General features: G+C 36.2%; 19 protein-coding genes and 1 tRNA gene. 9 read left to right on the top strand and 11 right to left on the bottom strand.

Annotated elements, in window-relative coordinates; genetic code table 11:
• The first annotated feature begins 494 nt into the window (after positions 1-494).
• Both F3G66_RS03870 and crcB read left to right on the top strand, forming a co-directional pair.
• On the top strand, positions 495-1,334 hold the full coding sequence (locus F3G66_RS03870; RefSeq protein WP_149707211.1) for a biotin synthase: 840 nt from the start codon (positions 495-497) through the stop codon (positions 1,332-1,334).
• Positions 1,334-1,687, top strand: a complete 354-nt coding sequence (gene crcB / locus F3G66_RS03865; RefSeq protein WP_149707210.1) for a fluoride efflux transporter CrcB — start codon at positions 1,334-1,336, stop codon at positions 1,685-1,687. The genes F3G66_RS03870 and crcB overlap by 1 nt, the downstream gene beginning before the upstream one ends.
• A gap of 419 nt (positions 1,688-2,106) precedes the next feature.
• Here the strand turns inward: crcB and F3G66_RS03860 are convergent, their stop codons facing one another.
• Positions 2,107-2,589 (bottom strand): hypothetical protein, encoded by a 483-nt coding sequence (locus F3G66_RS03860; protein WP_149707209.1) that lies wholly within the window; start codon positions 2,587-2,589, stop codon positions 2,107-2,109.
• A 117-nt stretch (positions 2,590-2,706) separates the two neighbouring features.
• Here F3G66_RS03860 and F3G66_RS03855 point away from each other — a divergent pair, with 117 nt between their 5' ends.
• The 3 genes from F3G66_RS03855 to F3G66_RS03845 are packed head-to-tail and all read left to right on the top strand — an operon-like array spanning position 2,707 to position 5,953.
• The gene (locus tag F3G66_RS03855) at positions 2,707-3,870 is read left to right on the top strand and encodes a cation:proton antiporter (RefSeq protein WP_149707208.1); all 1,164 of its coding nucleotides are present in this window, start codon (positions 2,707-2,709) and stop codon (positions 3,868-3,870) included.
• Positions 3,871-3,872: 2 nt separating this feature from the next.
• Positions 3,873-5,150: a citrate synthase gene (locus F3G66_RS03850; RefSeq protein ID WP_084109619.1), complete on the top strand. Its 1,278-nt coding sequence runs from the start codon at positions 3,873-3,875 to the stop codon at positions 5,148-5,150.
• Entirely contained in the window at positions 5,147-5,953 is an 807-nt protein-coding gene (locus tag F3G66_RS03845) for a 3'(2'),5'-bisphosphate nucleotidase CysQ family protein (RefSeq protein ID WP_149707207.1), read from the top strand. The genes F3G66_RS03850 and F3G66_RS03845 overlap by 4 nt, the downstream gene beginning before the upstream one ends.
• A gap of 3 nt (positions 5,954-5,956) precedes the next feature.
• Here F3G66_RS03845 and F3G66_RS03840 read toward each other — a convergent pair whose 3' ends face one another.
• From F3G66_RS03840 to F3G66_RS03810, 7 genes are read right to left on the bottom strand one after another with little or no spacing between them, the layout of a single operon-like run.
• Complete coding sequence (locus F3G66_RS03840; protein ID WP_149707206.1) at positions 5,957-7,513, bottom strand: class I SAM-dependent methyltransferase; 1,557 nt, start codon at positions 7,511-7,513, stop codon at positions 5,957-5,959.
• 8 nt (positions 7,514-7,521) lie between these two features.
• Positions 7,522-8,019 (bottom strand): redoxin family protein, encoded by a 498-nt coding sequence (locus F3G66_RS03835; protein WP_149707205.1) that lies wholly within the window; start codon positions 8,017-8,019, stop codon positions 7,522-7,524.
• Positions 8,020-8,066: 47 nt separating this feature from the next.
• Positions 8,067-8,744, bottom strand: coding sequence for a molybdate ABC transporter permease subunit (modB, locus tag F3G66_RS03830; RefSeq protein WP_149707204.1), 678 nt, complete (start codon positions 8,742-8,744; stop codon positions 8,067-8,069).
• Positions 8,741-9,598: a sulfate/molybdate ABC transporter ATP-binding protein gene (locus F3G66_RS03825; RefSeq protein WP_149707203.1), complete on the bottom strand. Its 858-nt coding sequence runs from the start codon at positions 9,596-9,598 to the stop codon at positions 8,741-8,743. The genes modB and F3G66_RS03825 overlap by 4 nt, the downstream gene beginning before the upstream one ends.
• On the bottom strand, positions 9,595-9,990 hold the full coding sequence (locus F3G66_RS03820; protein ID WP_149707202.1) for a TOBE domain-containing protein: 396 nt from the start codon (positions 9,988-9,990) through the stop codon (positions 9,595-9,597). The genes F3G66_RS03825 and F3G66_RS03820 overlap by 4 nt, the downstream gene beginning before the upstream one ends.
• Positions 9,987-10,742 (bottom strand): molybdate ABC transporter substrate-binding protein, encoded by a 756-nt coding sequence (gene modA / locus F3G66_RS03815; RefSeq protein WP_021091730.1) that lies wholly within the window; start codon positions 10,740-10,742, stop codon positions 9,987-9,989. The genes F3G66_RS03820 and modA (F3G66_RS03815) overlap by 4 nt, the downstream gene beginning before the upstream one ends.
• The gene (locus F3G66_RS03810) at positions 10,743-11,525 is read right to left on the bottom strand and encodes a TOBE domain-containing protein (protein WP_072595374.1); all 783 of its coding nucleotides are present in this window, start codon (positions 11,523-11,525) and stop codon (positions 10,743-10,745) included.
• Positions 11,526-11,690: 165 nt separating this feature from the next.
• Between F3G66_RS03810 and F3G66_RS03805 the strand changes: the two genes are divergently transcribed.
• From F3G66_RS03805 to F3G66_RS03795, 3 genes are read left to right on the top strand one after another with little or no spacing between them, the layout of a single operon-like run.
• Positions 11,691-12,401, top strand: a complete 711-nt coding sequence (locus tag F3G66_RS03805) for an MlaA family lipoprotein (protein ID WP_149707201.1) — start codon at positions 11,691-11,693, stop codon at positions 12,399-12,401.
• Between the two features lie 2 nt (positions 12,402-12,403).
• Entirely contained in the window at positions 12,404-13,006 is a 603-nt protein-coding gene (locus F3G66_RS03800) for a Tgt2/MlaC family protein (RefSeq protein WP_149707200.1), read from the top strand.
• A complete protein-coding gene (locus F3G66_RS03795; protein ID WP_149707199.1) occupies positions 13,006-15,450 on the top strand; it encodes an efflux RND transporter permease subunit in 2,445 nt (814 codons plus the stop codon). The genes F3G66_RS03800 and F3G66_RS03795 overlap by 1 nt, the downstream gene beginning before the upstream one ends.
• 7 nt (positions 15,451-15,457) lie before the next feature.
• Here F3G66_RS03795 and F3G66_RS03790 read toward each other — a convergent pair whose 3' ends face one another.
• A complete protein-coding gene (locus F3G66_RS03790; RefSeq protein WP_087579260.1) occupies positions 15,458-16,033 on the bottom strand; it encodes a BON domain-containing protein in 576 nt (191 codons plus the stop codon).
• Positions 16,034-16,108: 75 nt separating this feature from the next.
• Here F3G66_RS03790 and F3G66_RS03785 point away from each other — a divergent pair.
• A tRNA-Sec gene (locus F3G66_RS03785) sits at positions 16,109-16,206 on the top strand.
• A 6-nt stretch (positions 16,207-16,212) separates the two neighbouring features.
• Here the strand turns inward: F3G66_RS03785 and F3G66_RS03780 are convergent.
• The gene (locus tag F3G66_RS03780; RefSeq protein WP_107812047.1) at positions 16,213-16,872 is read right to left on the bottom strand and encodes a molybdate ABC transporter permease subunit; all 660 of its coding nucleotides are present in this window, start codon (positions 16,870-16,872) and stop codon (positions 16,213-16,215) included.
• An 8-nt stretch (positions 16,873-16,880) separates the two neighbouring features.
• Positions 16,881-17,579, bottom strand: a complete 699-nt coding sequence (gene modA, locus F3G66_RS03775; protein WP_149707198.1) for a molybdate ABC transporter substrate-binding protein — start codon at positions 17,577-17,579, stop codon at positions 16,881-16,883.
• Positions 17,580-17,649 lie beyond the last annotated feature (70 nt).

Genomic DNA, 17,649 nt, shown 5'->3' with positions numbered 1-17,649 from the left:
GCTCAGACCCTACTAATTTTAAAAACTACCTTTTTATAAGAAAAAGTAATGTCATAAAATTTAAGCTTTTCGCATAGTTTTTAATAAATTTATATCTTAGAGCAAATTTTAAATTCCATTCACTCGCAAGAATTGATTACTAAAATTTAGCTTCGCTTATGACTTGGCTCAAATTTTAGAGCCGAAATTACTCGTTCATAAAATTTTAAAATTTATCTGACACTTACCAGATATACGAACGCATGCAGTGCAAAATCGCTATCACATGCACTTCTAACGTGCGAAGGGCTTAGATGATTTAAAGGGGGATAAGGGGACGGCTTTGCTTCGTTAGCTCACAGCTACAAGCAAACCGTAACTCAAGCCCCCTTGCCCCCCCCTTGTATAAAAATAAATTTATACATTTCATCAAACTATTTTTGCAAATTCATAAATCACCCTACTTAAATTTTAAACCTATCAAAGCTATAATACGCCCCAAAAAAGGATGAAAAATGAAAACAATTATGCTCTGTGCGATATGCTCAGTCACTCAAGGAAACTGCGCCGAGGACTGCGCTTATTGCACGCAAAGTGCCAAAGCTGGTGCCGATATCTCAAAATTTAAAGAAAAAAGCGTGCAACAGGTGGTGGACGAAGCCAAAATGGCTTATAAAAACCACGCTCTTGGCTTTTGTTTAGTTACAAGCGGTGCTAGACTAAATGACAAAAAGACCGACTATATCGCATCTTTAGCAAGAGCCGTGAGCAAAGAAGTGCCAAATTTGATGCTCATTGCATGTAACGGCATGGCTACTTACGAGCAGCTTAGTGAGCTTAAAAAGGCTGGCGTTTTTAGCTACAACCACAACCTTGAAACAAGCCGAGAATTTTTCCCAAAAATTTGTAAAACACACACTTGGGCCGAGAGATATCAGACAAATTTAGATGCAAAAAGAGCAGGTCTTATGCTTTGTACTGGTGGTATTTACGGCGTTGGCGAGAGTGAGGCTGACAGGGTGAGCTTTAGAGCTAGTCTAAAAGAGCTTGAGCCATTTTCATCACCAATAAATTTTTTCATCAAAAACGAATCTCTAAGTCTAGATCTACCCCCTCTTAGTGCGGATGAAGCCCTAAAAATAGTGCGTGAGACAAAAAGAGATCTACCAGAAACTAGAGTCATGATAGCTGGTGGCAGAGAGAAAATTTTAGGCGATAAACAGTACGAGATCTTTGAAAATGGTGCCGATGCAATCGTGATAGGCGACTATCTCACCGCAAAAGGAGAGAAAGCTAGCAAGGATATCGAGGAGCTTACAAAGCGCGGTTTTAGCTTCGCAAGTATCTGCCACTAATGCTTGCAAATTTACTTTTTGCAGGGCTTGGAGGCTTTATCGGAGCTGGGTGCCGGTTTTTAGCTGGCGAGCTGCTAAAATTTAGCCACTTTCCGCTAACCACACTTGGCGTAAATACGCTTGGTAGTTTCATTATCGGCGTTTTGTTTTGTCTAAATTTAAGCCAAAGCGCAAGAGTATTTTTGGTCGTTGGTGTACTTGGTGGCTTTACAACATTTTCAAGCTTTAGCCTTGATAGTGTGAAATTTTTAATAGAAGGCGAACTGGTAAAAGGCTTTTTAAATATCTTTTTAAACCTTGTCCTTTGCCTACTTGCAAGCTATCTTGGTATTTTGCTTGGCAAGAGTTTATGAGAGTTTGCAAATTTAATAGAGTTTAAATTTTGCTAGATTTTCTTAATCGCATGCAGTGCTTTAGCACCATTGCATGCACTTTGAACGTGCGAGGGGATTGGGGGATTTAAAAAGGGGGATAAGGGGACGGCTTCGTAACTCGAGTCCCCTTGTCTCCCTTTTGAATAAAAGAACCTAAAAATAAAAAAGTCTGTATTTTTAAAAATAGAATTTTACTATCGCGAAAATTTTAAAATTCTATTCACTCGTAAGAATTGACTACTGATTTTAGGTCTCGCAAAGCTTGCCACTAAAATCAGAGCCGAAATTACTCGTTCATGAAATTTTAAAATTTACTTGACGCTTATCTGACTTGATAAATAAAAATTTGTTGTAGTTTTTAATCGCATGTAGCGCAAAATACCGCCACATCCACCTTTCTACCTAGCTTCTACCTTTGGCATCTGAAGCATAAAATTTCTAGCTTCACTTAAAAGTACAGGCTTAAGCCCATCTACCAGAGTTTTTGGATCATAAATTCTCTCATATGAAAGCATTAAGACTCCATCATTTCTAAGTAAAAAGTGGATTATTTCTATATTTTTACTGCTAGTTTCATCTTTTATGAGAGCTAAAATTTGATCATTCTCTTCACTATAAAGCACTTCTTTAGCCTCTTTTATCTTTCTTTTTAGCTCAGCAAGTATACTTTCATTTTTAATATTTTTGTCAAATTTCACTCTAAAGCCTACAAAATGCTCATCAAAATTTTCATTTTTTAAAAAGTAAAAGCTCTCATCTTTGGCTGTATTTTTCTTATAAAAAATGCTTCCATCAAATTTAAAACTTTGAACTAAATTTAGCTCATCTGCAAAGCTAAAAATTCCAAAAAGCATCAAGGCAAAAAATAGAAATTTACGCATAAATTTGCACTCCAAATTTTTAAAAATTTGTCGCCATTTTGCCCAAAGATCGCTTAGCTTAATCAAAAAATAACAAAGCTTTTTATACAATCAAATATTTTTATTTTAAGGATCTTTTTGCAGTTACATCAAGCTAGCGAGCTTAGTATTCTTGTCGTTTTGGCATTTATCGTCTTTGCTTCGCCTTATATTTCTAAAATTTTACGCATTCCTGTCGCTCCTGCTGAGATAATACTTGGAGCACTGGCTAGCTACATCGGACTTGTCGGCGAAAATGAGATGTTTAAGCTAATTAGCGAAGTTGGCTTTTTCTTTTTGATGTTTCTAGCTGGCATGGAGATTGATCTTAGAATGCTTATAAACATTGACCGCAAAATTTTGCGCCTAGGGCTTATCTATCTTGCCCTCATCTACTCGCTAGCAACTGCACTTACGTTTAGTTTTAATCTTAGTTTGCTTTATATTATCATTATCCCGATAATGGCCGTTGGTATGATATTTACGCTATTTAAAGAGTATGGCAGAGATGTGAAATGGCTAAATTTAAGCATGCTTATTGCAACTATTGGTGAGCTTATAAGCATTACGCTTTTGACATTTATAGCAGCCTATTTGCAGTTTGGAGCTAGTATAAATTTATGGCTAACGATTGGCTATTTGATCTTATTTTTGGCCGTCAGCGTACTTAGCTTTAAAATTTTAGATGTGCTTTTTTGGTGGTATCCTGGGCTTAAAGTGATCCTTATGCCACACTACGATAAGGACGAAAAAGATATTAGGCTAAGCATTGCGGTGTTTTTTTCGATGATTGCACTTATGCTTTATTTAAATTTAGAAGTTGCCTTTGGCGCGTTTATCGCAGGTATGTTTATAGCTACATTTTTTGATCATAAAAAGGACTTACCACACAAGCTTTCAAGCTTTGGATTTGGTTTTTTGGTACCGATATTTTTTATACACATAGGCTCAACCTTTAAACTCTCAAGCTTAAGCTCAAATGAAGTGATAAAAGATGCTATTTTTATATTTTGTGCGATGCTTGCCACAAGGCTTTTCTCAAGTGTGTTATTTGTAGGAAAATTAGGATTTAAGGGGATATTTTTGTTTTCTCTCTCACAATCCATGCCGCTAACACTTCTAGTAGCAGTTGCTACTATCGCACACAGATCAGGTGAGATAAGTGATTATTCTTACTCATCTTTTATCCTAGCAAGCCTAGCTCAAGCTATAATAGGGACAATAATTATAAAATTTCTAATGCAATCAAGAAGTAAGGAGTAAAAATGTCATCAAATACAGCTACGCTAACTGATAACAGAACCGGCAAGAGTTACGAGTTTCCTATACTAAAAGGCACTATGGGGCCTGATGTGATAGACATCTCGACATTTTTTAGTGATACTGGAATGTTTACTTTTGATAGAGGCTATACTTCAACTGCGATGTGTCGCTCAGCGATAACTTATATAGACGGCTTAAAAGGCGAGCTCATGTATAGGGGCTACGACATCGCCTATCTGGCTGAAAATAAGACATTTTTAGACGTGGCATATTTACTCTTAAACAAAGAGCTTCCAACAAATGATCAGTATATAAATTTTAAAACCGAGCTTAAAAAAAGAAGCTTTATACATGAAGGCATGATGAAGCTATTTGACGCATTTCCAGATAAAGCGCACCCTATGGCGATCTTGCAAGCAGCGGTCTCAGCGCTAAGTGCCTTTTACTCAGATCACCTAAATATGGATAAACCTGAAGAGTATCACGAGATGGCTATGCGTATAATCGCTAAAATTCCAACGATTGCGGCATTTAGCTACCGCTACTCACGCGGTCTTCCTATCATATATCCAAATTTAGATCGTGGCTTTACTGAAAATTTCCTCTACATGATGAGAGGCTATCCGTACGAGCACGTCGATCTTAAGCCAATCGAGATAAAAGCACTTGATACGGTCTTTATGCTGCACGCAGATCACGAGCAAAACGCTTCAACAACGACTGTTAGAACCGTTGGCTCAACGCACGCACACCCATACGCATGTATAAGCGCAGGCATCGGCGCACTTTGGGGCTGGGCTCATGGCGGCGCAAACGAGGGCGTTATCCGCCAGCTTGAAGAGATAGGCTCTGTAGCAAATGTCGATAGATACATCGCTAGAGCAAAGGATAAAAACGATCCATTTAGGCTAATGGGCTTTGGTCACAGGGTCTATAAAAATTTTGACCCTCGCGCAAAAGTGCTCAAAAAAATGAGAGATCAGCTTATGGATGAGATAGGCATTAACTCAGAGCTTATCAAGATCGCAAATCGCATTGAAGAGATCGCGCTAAATGATGACTATTTTGTGAGTAGAAATTTATATCCAAACGTTGATTTTCACTCAGGGCTTATCCTAAAGGCGCTTGGCATACCAAATAATATGTTTGCCGTAATCTTTGTCATCGGCAGGACTCCAGGCTGGATCAGCCAGTGGATCGAGCTAAAAGAGCAAGATACAATAAAGATCGTCCGCCCAAGACAGCTCTACGTCGGAGAGACAAACAGAACACCAAAATGAGCGAGCTTCTAAATTTAGCTAAAAAAGCAGCCGTTAATGCTGGAGCGCAGATAATGAAATTTTACTCCGCAGATAATACGGCTCTTAAAGTCTGCCTAAAAGATGACAGCTCACCACTAACTAGCGCTGATCTAGCCGCAAATGAAACAATACTAAAAGTTCTAAGTGAAAGCGGGATAAAAATTTGCTCTGAAGAGAGTATCTTGCAAGAAAGCGTTAAAGACGAGTTTTGGCTCGTAGATCCTCTTGATGGCACTAAAGAATTTCTAGCTAGAAATGGCGAATTTTGCGTTTGTATAGCGCTTATAAAAAAAGCTAGACCAGTGCTTGGCGTCATTTTTATCCCAGTTAGCAAAGAGCTTTTTTATGCTGATGAAAATGGCGCTTTTAAAGAAATTTTAGATAACAATGATGAAATCATAAAGAGAGTTGATCTAAACAAAAAAGATAAAAATTTAGACAATCTAATCCTTTCAAGTAGAAGAGGTGATGCCAAAGAGATAGAATTTATAGGACAGAGCTTAAATTTTGAGCAAAGATGCATCGGATCTGCCATAAAATTTTGCCGTTTGGTTGAATTTGGCGGAGCTTATTTTAGATTTGCGCCAAGCTACCTTTGGGACAATGCAGCAGGAGAAGCGCTCGTAAATTTTTGTGGCGGAAAAGTATTTGACGCTAATAGCAGCAAAGAGATGAGCTACGAGCTTGCTGATTTAAAAAGCCCATTTTTCATAGCTCTCTCAAAAAATACGCTAGATCTAAAAGATAAAATCACACAACTATATAAACAAAGTAAAACTTAAACCTTAAATTTCTTCTAGTAGATAAAGCATACTAGCTATTTTTGCTGTGCCTATAACGTAGTTCATTATATTTGCTGCGACCTTGTCTTTTTTAAGCACTTTGCCATTTATATCAAATATATCTTCGTTGTTCTCTTTGATAAATTTTAAGGTTTTTGCTGCGACATCTTCTAAGCTATTTTTACCATCAAGCAATAAAAGTATGTAATAATCGATATTATTAAGCTTCCTTGAGATGCTAAATTTATTAGCAAAAACAACATCGGCATTATTTTTATGATTTAAGAAATATCTTACATAATTTATTAAATTTTGACTAAGCCTTGAGTAGCCGGGCTTATACTCAATATTTTTTTGCTCATCTTTTAAGATCATTGCATCAGACGAGTTTGTTAAAATTCTTACAAAGGCGCTATAAACCATGAGCTTATCTTCTGGCAAAATTTCTAAAATCTGAGAAAGGTTTATGCTAGCTGGATACATCTTATAAAAGACCTCGCAAAGCCATGATATATCTTGTGGCATAGCGCCATAACTATCTTGCCACTGGTTATCTTTCTTTATAAAATCTGCCACAACGTGAATTTTATTAATATCGCTTGGACCTATTTGTTTATTAGCTATGCTCTCATAAGTTTTGCTATGGACTATTAGGCTTTGTCTAAATACTTTGTTGCTAATCATATCCATGAATTGCTCTAGATCGATCCTGTCTTTAAATTTATTGTTTTTGTATTCATCTACTATGGCTGTGCCAACATCTGGGGTAAAAATATCATCAAGCGTATATTCACAAAGATAAGTAAGCTCATTTTTAGCGAGCATGGCGTTAAAATCTTTGAAATAAAATGGATCATTTATATCTTCTAAAAACTCATGAGCTATGTAAAAGTCATCTTTTGCAAGTATCTCACCTATCCAAAACAACAGCATTCTTGTAGGCATTTTATTTTCATAAGTTATATTATCTTTACTAAGCAAATATTCTTTATAGACTAAAAGTGCTTCTTTGGCTGCTTTTAGCCTCTCTTGCATGCTCTCTTTATCTTTTGCGGCGAGTAGCATTATATCCCTTACGATATCTTTTACTTTCCAGCCAGGATAAACATTATAAGAGATAAACGCCACACCATTTGCACTTAAATTCTCTCTTACGACTTTTAATATAGCTTCTTTTACAAAGTCAGGCACCCAGCTAAAAACGCCATGAGCGATGATATAGTCAAATTTCTCATCACTTTTAAATTCGCAAATATCGCCGTGTATAAGCTCTAAATTTGTAAGCCCCATCTTTTTAACGATCTCTTGTCCGCGCCTTATCTGCTCGCCGCTAAGATCTATGCCAACTACTTTTGCATTTTTGTTATTTACTGCAAATGGGATCAAATTTCCGCCAAAGCTACATCCTATCTCTAAAACTCTTGCATTTTCGCATGGCGGTGGAGTTATGCCAAGAAGTGTAGCACAAGCTTCAAGCCTGTAAGGTGATGATTGGGCAAAAGCTATTGATTTATAAGTTAGCTCATCATAAGACTTTTCGATTTTGCTATTTTGGCTCATTTTAGCTCCTAATAGTCTTTTTCTTTGATTTTTTCTAGCATATTTTTAGCATCATTCTCAGGATCATCCACTATATATGCACGCCTTATCTTGCCATCTTTTATGATGAGCGTTTGCCTAAAGTAAAATTTATGTCCATTTGATGCAGAAAAAACTGGAAGCTCAAGCGCCCTCTCAAGCATAAACTCACTATCATTTAAAAACATGACTCCAGTTGAAGTCTCTTCTTGAAATTTCTTTTGAGCTGCGATATCTTGTGAGCTAATGGCCACTACCATGAAACCAAGATAGTTAAAATCTTTTAAAAATTTCTTGTAGTTTATAGCTTGTTTGGTGCAGCCCTTCATGCCTGCAGTATTTTGCAATTGCTCGCTTAAAAGACCAAAGTCCTCGCCTATCTTTGGATAGATAAAAATGACGCAGTCATGCGTTCTTGCAAAGGCGGAAAAATCAAATTCCTTACCATCTAAGGTATTTAAATATATACTTGTAGGCACTTTTATCATACTTCATCCTTTAAAATTTTTACTATTATATCTTTATAAGCTTTGTCTTAAGCTTTTTTAGAATTTAAAAGATAAACTACGAAAAGGACAAAAAAACTAATTATTAACATCAAAAGTGCATAGACATGAGCCTTGGTGTAATCAAGCATTTCAACTGCTTCAAATATCGCAATACTTGCAACCTTGCTCTCTCCAGCTACGCTACCACCTATCATTAAAACAACACCAAACTCACCCATAGTGTGAGCAAAGCTAACGACAGTAGCTGTTAATAAATTTGATCTGATGCTTGGCAAAATTACCCTAAAAATAGTCGTGAGTTTGTTTTTACCAAGACTATAACTCGCTTCAAAAAGGCTCTTTTTTAGGCTATTTAGCCCAGCATAAATCGGCCCAAACATAAATGGCAATGAATAGATACAACTTGCCACAACAAGACCTGTGAAGTTAAAAACAAGCCTAACTCCAAAAATTTCCTCGATAAATTTACCAAAGGCCGAATAAGGCGAAAGAAAAATGAGTAGATAAAAACCAAGAACACTTGGTGGCAAGACCAAGGGCAGTGAGATTACCGACTCTAAAAACGACTTGCCAAAAAATTTCTTTTGAGACATAAAATAGGCAAGTGCGATGCAGACAAAAAATAAAATAAAAGTTGTTATAAAAGACAATTTTAGTGATAGCCAAAATGGCTCGTAATCGATACTTTTTAACTCGTCTATCATGCTTTTTCCAAATTTACACTAAATGCTTTTGTGCTAACTACTACCATATCGCCTGCTTTTAGATTTATTGCTTCGCTGCTACTTAGCACCACTTCACAAATTTGGCGGTTTATTAATACATTTGCTACGAAGATCGTATCACGTTTTTTTATCTCTAAAATTTTAGCATTAAAGGCAAATTTCTGCGATCCTGTACTCTTTAAAAATATCTCACTTGCACTACCTGATCTTGAAATTTTGCCGTTTTCAAGGACAAAGACTTTATTGCAAAGCTTATAAATTTCAGCGATATCATGGCTTACTAAAATAATGCTCATCTTAAACTCATCATGAAGTGCTAGTAAATAGTCTTGAAGTTTATCACGCATGGCATTATCAAGCGCGCTTAACGGCTCATCAAGTAGCAAAATTTCAGGCTTTCTCATAACCGCACGAGCTAAAGCAACACGTTGCTTTTGACCACCAGAAAGAGTGCTAATTTTTGCATTTTTTAGACTTGTTAGGCCACAGATATCAAGAAGTTTATTTGCTAGAGCTAGATCGTTTTTTGCAAAGAGTAAATTTTTAAAGACATTCATATTTTCAAAAAGTGCATAGTCTTGAAATAAAAAGCCGATATTTCGCTTTTGTGGAGCCAAATTTGTCTTTTCATCAAAGAAAATTTCATCCCCAACTCTTATAAAGCCACTTTGTGGTGCTTCAAAACCAGCGATCAAGCGTAAAATAGTAGTCTTTCCGCCACCGCTTGCTCCATAAAGTGCGACAAAATCACCACTTTCAAAGCTAAGGTCAGCCTCAAGTAAAAATTTTCCACCACCGCCATTTAGCTCTTTTTTACAAGAAATTTCTATCATTTTTGTGTACTTATGTGAATGCTTGTAGATTTTATATAGGCAAAGACTTCATCGTTTTCACCTACGCTCATGGTTTTTAATGCGTGATTTGAGATAATAGCTTCAAAGTAAATTTCGCCACACTTTAAGCTAACAACACTTAAAATTTCACCAAAATTTATAGCTTTAATCACGCATTTTAGCTCGTTTTCAAGCGAGCTATTACTTAGTTTGTCTTTTGCCAAGATAACATCGGAGCTTTTAAAACCTAAGTCGATCTCATCATCTAAGGCAAATTTGCTAGCCTCATTCAAGACTAGCATAAATAAATTTGCCTCTAAATTTAGACCCTTTAGCTCAAATAAGCTAACGTCATCTTTAGTTAAAATTCCAACGATCTTTGCTCTTATCATTTAGCTGGAACGTTGTAACCAAATTTCTTGAAAATTTCTCTTGATTTATCGCCTAAGATAAACTCATAAAATGCTTTTGCATCATCATTTTTTTCAGCATGTTTTAAAAGAACGATACCTTGATCGATCGGAGTGTATAGCTCTTGTGGAACAAAGATGTAATTAACGCCCTCTTTGTATTTTGCCATTTTCTCATCAAAAAGTGCGCTAGCAGCGATAAAACCTACATCAGAAGCACTTAATGCTTGAGATAGAGTTTCAGAAATTTTTTGAGCATAGACGATATTTTTTTCTACTTCGTCATAAAGCTTTGCGTTTTTAAGAGCCTCTATACTAGCTTTGCCATATGGTGCAGTTTGTGGATTTGCGATAGAGATCGCTTTTAAGCCACGAACAACCTCAATACCTTTTTTGAAATCAACATTTCTAATAGAAAAAATAGCAACAGCGCCTTGTGCGTAAACTTTTGGAGCAGCTACTGCAAAGCCTGTATCATAAGCTTTTTGTGCAAAGCCCATATCAGCAGCCATGAATATATCAGCTGGAGCTGAGTTTTGGATCTGTGTAACAAGACCGCCACTTGCACCAAGGGTTAAGTTGATTTTAGCATCTGGATGAAGCTTGTTAAACTCTTTTATAAGCTCTGGAAATGCGTATGTTGTGTTTGCTGCAGCATATACATTTACTTCAGCGCCAAATGCGTTTATGGCAAGCAAAGCTGCCACACATAAAAATTTAAAAACTTTTCTCATTTATACTCCTATAATGATTTGAGATGATTTTACTATTGCTAAAAGTGTGTCGCCAACACCTATTTTCATCTGGATAGCACTATCTTTTGTGATGATAGCAGTTAAAGTCTGTTCATCACTTAGTTTTAAAGTGATTTCAGCATTTACAGCACCTATCTTTGCTTCGATCACCTCGCCTTTTAATTGATTTTTTGTGCTTATTTTTATATCTAGATCCTTGGCTAAAATGACAGCTGGGGCTTTAAAAATATAAATAACTTTTTGCCCAACTTTTAGGCCTAAATTTTTCTCACTTTCAACCGTGATGTTTGACTCAAGCGTGCAGCCATTACTTAGTTTTGCAACTATTTGAGAATTTACCGCACCGCGGTTTATGCCAATAATCTCACATGAGAGCTGATTTCTGGCACTTAAGTTCATATTCATTCTTTGAAGATTTATAATATCTACATCCTCAAAATCTACTTTTTGACAAATTTTTTGTAAAAAATCCTTTTGGGTCTCAAGAATGGCATCATAAATTTTTATCAGTTTATTGGCATACTCGCTTAGTTCAGAGCCACTATTTTTTTTATTTCCATCAGCTCTAATAATAAGTGGCTTGCTACTTTTGTTATTTATCGTATCAAGGCAGTCCCAAGCATTTTTGTATGATATGCCAACCAATTCTGCTGCTTTTGTGATACTTTTTGTCTCTTTTATGGCCTTCAATAATGTAATATGTTTAGCTAAAACCTGTGTATCTTCGCCTAAAAATAGTTCTAAATTTATATCTGCTTTCAAAATTTTTACCTTTACTATATTGGAGAATAATTTGTGAAGTATATCTAATTATATTAATCCTTAAGCTTAAAGATTTAAGCCAATTTATAAATTTCTCTTAATTTCTTGTAAAGTTTTTAAAAGATAAAATCGAGCTACATTTTATAAATAAAAATAAGGCTTAGTATGAAATTTTTGCTTTCTATCTTTTTTAGTTTGCTTTTAGCCTGTGCTAATACGGACATAAATACGAATAGCGAAAGCGATGAATTTGATGTTGAATTTGAAGCAAGAAAAGATGTTTTTGACCCGCTTAGTGGCTACAATAGAATGATGACACATGCAAATGACTTTATCTATGTAAATATGCTAACTCCGGTGGCAAAAGGCTATGCCTACGTTGTACCAAAAACAGCTAGAACAATGGTTTCAAATTTCTTTGACAACCTGCTTTTCCCAGTTCGCTTTGTAAACAATCTACTTCAGTTTAAATTTCAAAATGCTGGTGAAGAGACATTAAGATTTTTAGCAAATACGATAATAGGCTTTGGCGGACTAACAGACGGAGCAAAATACTACAACCTCAAGCCTCACGATGAAGATTTTGGACAAACGCTTGGATATTGGGGGCTTGGTAGCGGTTTTCATATAGTTTGGCCACTTATTGGACCATCAAATTTAAGAGATACTGGTGGCATGGTCGGAGATTATTTTGCTGATCCTATTAGCTACGTTGATCCTATACTTTTATCAACTGGCATCAAGTCATATAGAGCGTTTAATAACTTTTCACAAGATCCAACTGCTTATGAAAAACTAAGAAAAGATGCTATTGATCTTTATCCATTTTTACGCGATGCTTACGAGCAAAGACGCGACAAGCTTATCAAGGAGTAAATATGAAAATTTTAAAAATTCTAACTATGATTCTACTTTTTACAACTAGCCTTTTTGCTATTTCAAAAGAGCAGATCAAGCCTGAAGTAGAGATGAAAACAACAAAGGTTATTGAAATTTTAAAAGACACAAATTTAGACAATAATGCGAAGACAAAAGAAATTTTTGCTCTTCTTGATCCATTTTTTGACTATAAACAAATGGCAAAGATAAGCCTTGGTAAACGTTACAACAGCTTAAGTAGCGATGAGCAGGCTAAATTTGACGCAGCATTTGAGCAAAAACTAAAAAGCTCATACATAGATAAACTTTTAGGATACAAAGATCAAGAGATACATATAACTGGCGAGAGCGAACCTCAAAAAAATAGATACTGGCTAACATCTGAGCTGACAAATGATGGCAAGAGCTACGAATTTGTCTATAAATTTTATGACGCTAAAGAGCGTGGCTGGCTCATTTACGACCTTGATATCGTTGGTGTGAGCATCATTCAAACATACAGAAGTCAGTTTGGTGATGTGCTAAATAACGCTGATTTCAATACTCTTTTACAAAAACTAAACGAAGCTGTTTTGCCTGATCAAAATAAAACCAACCCTTAATGCGACAAATTTTTAAATTTATCATTGCTAAAAATAAGCTTATTATTGCTCTAATTTTAGCTTTAAGCGTAGTTTTTGGCTATCTTAGCACCAAGCTTAGCGTTGATGCGTCAGCTGAAACGCTACTACTTGAGCATGATCCTGACTTAAAAGCTTATAGAGAGATAGCCAAACGCTACGACTCACCCGGATTTTTAGTGGTCGCTTTTACTCCAAAAGACGATCTTTTTTCACCTAAAAATTTAGAACTTATCAAAAATTTAGGCGATGAACTAGCTAAAAACGATATGGTAAATAGCGTCATCTCTATAATAAATATTCCGCTTTTAAATAGTGTAAAAGGCGGGATTACGGGCATCTTAGATCATACTCCAACGCTGCAAGATAAAGATATAAATATTTCAAAAGCAAAGCTCGAGTTTGCCAAAAGCCCGATTTACAGCGGAAATTTGATAAGCAAAGATCTAAAAACCACAGCTATTGCTCTAAATTTAAAGCAAGATGAGAAATTTAACGAGCTTGTAAATGAGAGAAATTTACTTAGTCAAAAAGAGTCAAACGGTACTATCACACAAGCTGAGCGACTTAAGCTAGAGGCTCTTGCCTATGAGTTTAAAGCCTACCGAGATGAGCTTAGAAAGAGCGATCACGAAAACCTTGAGGCTATAAAAGCAACCATAGCTAAATTTAACGCAAATGACGAGCTATTCTTAGGCGGTGCAAATATGATCGCTGATGATATGATAGGCTTTATAAAGAGCGATCTTTTGGTCTATGGCTTAAGCGTACTTGCTCTTCTTAGCTTTAGTTTGTGGCTATTTTTTAGACAACTAAGATGGATCGTTTTACCGATGTTTATATGTGCCGTAAGCGCCATTTTTACGACCGGAATTTTTGGTATATTTGACTGGGAAGTGACGGTCATTAGTTCAAACTACATCGCGCTTCAGCTCATCATTACTATTTCAACCGTGATTCATCTTGTCGTTAGCTATAGAGAATTTTTCGCAAAGCATCCAAAATATAGCCAAAATCAGCTAATTTATCTAACGCTTCGTGATAAATTCTCTCCATCTTTTTGGGCGATATTTACCACGGTTATTGGCTTTAGCTCGCTTATGAGTGCTGACATAAAGCCAGTTATCATGCTTGGCATTATGATGAGCACTGGCATTAGCGTTTCGCTTGTGCTTGCGTTTTTGCTATTTGGCGCGATAAATGTAAATTTAGAAAAATTAGCTCCTATTAGAACCTTTGAAAATAGCTTTAAATTTACAAAATACTGCGCAAATTTAGCCCTAAACTCAAGAAAGATTATCTACGTAGTTTGTGCGCTAGTTGTCTGTTTTGGCGTTTATGGTATCAGCAAGATAAAGGTTGAAAATAGCTTCATTGGCTACTTTAAAGAAAGCACAGAAATTCGCCAAGGAATGCAAGTCATTGATACCAAGCTTGGTGGCACGATCCCAGTTGATGTGATAGTGAAATTTAAAGAGCAAAAACAAGATAAAAATACTGAGCAAGATGAGTTTGAAAATGAGTTTGAAAGCAATGCTAAGGATGCAAAGTACTGGTTTAATAGCTATCACACAAGGGTTGCTGAGAAGATTCATGATTATTTAAAAGAGCAAAAATTTGTCGGACATGTAAGCTCGCTAGCAACCCTTATAAAAGCCATAAAAGAGCTAAATAACGGCGCTAGTGATGATTTTTTATTAGCTGCAATGTATGAGAAATTGCCACAAAATTATAAAAACATCTTATTAAGTCCTTATGTAAGCGTTGAAGATGATGAACTTAGATTTAGTATAAGGATCGTTGATAGCGACTCCGAGCTTAGACGAAATTTATTTCTAAAAGAGCTTAGAGAAGGGCTAGCACAGCTTACTAAAAATGACAATGTAAGTATAGAAGTTGCCGGCATGATGGTGCTTTATAACAATATGCTTCAAAATTTACTTAGCTCGCAAGTTGATACCTTTGGACTAACTGTTGCTATACTTTTTGTCATATTTTGCTTTATCTTTAGAAGTATAAAGCTAGCAACCATTGCGATAGTTTCAAATTTAATCCCACTTTGCACACTCTTTGGTGTGATGGGTTTTTTTGGCATTCCGCTTGATGTGATGAGTATAACAATCGCAGCCATTAGTATTGGTATCGGCGTTGATGATATCATTCACTATATCCACCGCTTTAAAGAAGAAATGCTTACAAAAAGCGTTTTTGAGAGCATTAAAGTCGCACACGCAAGCATCGGATATGCGATGTATTACACATCGTTCACTATTTTTCTTGGTTTTAGCGTGATGATAACTAGCAATTTTATCCCAACTATATATTTTGGCTTACTAACCGATCTTGTTATGGTATTTATGCTTCTTGGTGCACTAATCATCTTACCAAGCCTCATTGCAAGCTTTGTAAAGAAGAGCGATATTTAAGCTAAATTTATTTGATGACTTTGATGAATGAGTAGACATCGGCCACGCCGTCAATGTGCTTAGCGTACCAAATAGCATGTTTTTCTTGTTCAATGCTATCAACTACGCCGCTAAATACAACATCGCAGCCAACTATGCTAACTCGCACATTTGTGCCCTCAACTATACTATCTTTAAAAAGATTTTGCTTTAAGTTTGCAAGAATTTTTAGACTATCGCATGGATATTCTGGCTTTTTGATACGAAGATAGGTATAAATTTTTCGCACGCCATCTGTACTTTTGGCTAGTTCTACCAGCTTATCTTCTAGCTCTTTACTATCAACAAGTCCGATCAAATAAGCATCTCCGTAAAAGACCTCTATCTCGATGTCAATATTACTAAGACCTTTTGAAAATAAAATTTTGCTTTGCAATTTGCTTTGTATAAATTTATCTCTTGTGATCGAGTAAATACCACGTTTATCGCGTGAAATCGAGTACGCATCATATACATTTAGCGGCGCAGTTGCTGGAGAAAGAACCGAGGAACAAGAGCAAAAAAATAGAGCCAAAAATACAAAAACACTAAATTTTAAAATCAGAAATCCTTTTGTAATTTCAAAAAGTTTATAGAAAATGGACTAAAATTTATCTAAATCTGCTAAAATAACGCGCACGGAGGATAAAGTAATCTGGTGATGCTCACGGGCTTCAAACCCGATGACTGGGCGGTTGACCGTCTGGTGGGGAGTTCGATTCTCTCATCCTCTCGCCACTCACTTTAAATTTTGCTTTTATCAAGCAAATTTATAATCCCAAACAAAATAAAACTTAATACAACCAAAACAAGGCTTAATACCAGTGCCTCATCACTTTTGCCATCGTATACAGCATTATAAATGGCAAGCGAGATAGTGTCTGTTTTGCCTATTATATTTCCGCCAAGTATGAGTGTTATGCCAACCTCGCCAAGTCCACGCGAGATCGCTAGAATAAAAGCTGCTGCTACGCTTTTCGCAACGCATGGAAAGAGCACGAAAATAGCTGTTTGAAATTTATCTTTTCCAAGGCTATATGCTGCTTCACTTAGGCTTTTTGAAAGTGAGCCAAGAGCAGAAGCGACAGGCTTTACAAATAGTGGCAAAGAGGCTATAAAAGCAGCTAACACAAGAGCCTTAAAACTAAAAATAATTTCTAAATTTAAAGCCTTGCCGACGATGCCATTTTTACCAAGTAGATAAAGCAGTAAAAATCCAGTAGCAATGGGCGGAAAGATGAGTGGAAAAGTTACGATCATCTCTAAAATAGCTTTAAATTTGGCCTTACCAAAAGCTAAATAATAAGCCAAAGCCAGCCCAAAAATGATAAGCAAAGCCCCTTGGCACAAAACGACCTTTATGCTTAAAAATAGCGGATCAAACAGCCAAGAGAGCTCTTGCAAGCTTAGCCTTATCTTATGCCAAATTTATTGTAAATTTCTTTTGATCTCTCGCTTTTTAGCTCATTTAAGAATTTCTCACAATCAGCCTTTTTATCGCATCCTTCAAGCTTTGCAGCTACGATGTTTGCTGGAGCATAAAGTGCTTTGTCTATCAAGATAAAACTGCCAAATTCGTCTTTGTGCGCATTTAGTTCGGTCTGGTTGATGAACCCAGCATCAACTTCACCGTTTAATATATATGTAACGACCTGTGGTACGCCGGCAACTGCTAAAATTTTATCCTTTAGCTCGCCACTTAAATTTGCTTTTTGCATAAATTCATTTGCTCTTTTGCCATAAACCGTCTTTGTTGCATCTGGCATAGCGATCTTGGAAAGTGCTTTTAGCTCTTCAACTTTTTCTATTTTCACACCCTTTTTAGTAGCCAGCACCAAAGCACCTGAGCCTAAATTTACATACTCAGCGATCTTTAGATCAGACTTTTTCAAAAAGTCCTCATCGCCCACGATCACGTCAGTTTTACCCTCTTTTGCCTGAGCCATGATAGCTGTGATGTTCGCAAAAGAAGTGTCGATATTTACGCCATCTTTTTTGAGATTTTGCGCGACTGCCTCAACTATCTTTTTATATCCGCCACCAGCACTTACTAGCAAATTTTCATTGCCAAATGCAAAAATTGCGACCATTAAAAGTAAGAACTTTTTCATATTTTTCCTTTAAAAGTAAAATTTCACGATTTTATAAAATATACTCTTATATACTCTTAAAATATATTTT

The organism is Campylobacter concisus (genome assembly GCF_902460665.1).
Lineage (GTDB): Bacteria > Campylobacterota > Campylobacteria > Campylobacterales > Campylobacteraceae > Campylobacter_A > Campylobacter_A concisus_AL.
The sequence above is the reverse complement of the archived record's forward strand: the minus strand, read 5'-3'. Positions and strand labels throughout refer to the sequence as shown.

Excerpts from the sequence above, each read along its gene's own strand:
- F3G66_RS03870 (WP_149707211.1), top strand. The coding sequence starts at position 495 with ATGAAAACAATTATGCTCTGTGCGATATGCTCAGTCACTCAAGGAAAC.
- crcB (WP_149707210.1), top strand. The coding sequence starts at position 1,334 with ATGCTTGCAAATTTACTTTTTGCAGGGCTTGGAGGCTTTATCGGAGCT.
- F3G66_RS03860 (WP_149707209.1), bottom strand. The coding sequence starts at position 2,589 with ATGCGTAAATTTCTATTTTTTGCCTTGATGCTTTTTGGAATTTTTAGC.
- F3G66_RS03850 (WP_084109619.1), top strand. The coding sequence starts at position 3,873 with ATGTCATCAAATACAGCTACGCTAACTGATAACAGAACCGGCAAGAGT.
- F3G66_RS03845 (WP_149707207.1), top strand. The coding sequence starts at position 5,147 with ATGAGCGAGCTTCTAAATTTAGCTAAAAAAGCAGCCGTTAATGCTGGA.
- F3G66_RS03840 (WP_149707206.1), bottom strand. The coding sequence starts at position 7,513 with ATGAGCCAAAATAGCAAAATCGAAAAGTCTTATGATGAGCTAACTTAT.
- F3G66_RS03835 (WP_149707205.1), bottom strand. The coding sequence starts at position 8,019 with ATGATAAAAGTGCCTACAAGTATATATTTAAATACCTTAGATGGTAAG.
- modB (WP_149707204.1), bottom strand. The coding sequence starts at position 8,744 with ATGATAGACGAGTTAAAAAGTATCGATTACGAGCCATTTTGGCTATCA.
- F3G66_RS03825 (WP_149707203.1), bottom strand. The coding sequence starts at position 9,598 with ATGATAGAAATTTCTTGTAAAAAAGAGCTAAATGGCGGTGGTGGAAAA.
- F3G66_RS03820 (WP_149707202.1), bottom strand. The coding sequence starts at position 9,990 with ATGATAAGAGCAAAGATCGTTGGAATTTTAACTAAAGATGACGTTAGC.
- modA (WP_021091730.1), bottom strand. The coding sequence starts at position 10,742 with ATGAGAAAAGTTTTTAAATTTTTATGTGTGGCAGCTTTGCTTGCCATA.
- F3G66_RS03805 (WP_149707201.1), top strand. The coding sequence starts at position 11,691 with ATGAAATTTTTGCTTTCTATCTTTTTTAGTTTGCTTTTAGCCTGTGCT.
- F3G66_RS03800 (WP_149707200.1), top strand. The coding sequence starts at position 12,404 with ATGAAAATTTTAAAAATTCTAACTATGATTCTACTTTTTACAACTAGC.
- F3G66_RS03795 (WP_149707199.1), top strand. The coding sequence starts at position 13,006 with ATGCGACAAATTTTTAAATTTATCATTGCTAAAAATAAGCTTATTATT.
- modA (WP_149707198.1), bottom strand. The coding sequence starts at position 17,579 with ATGAAAAAGTTCTTACTTTTAATGGTCGCAATTTTTGCATTTGGCAAT.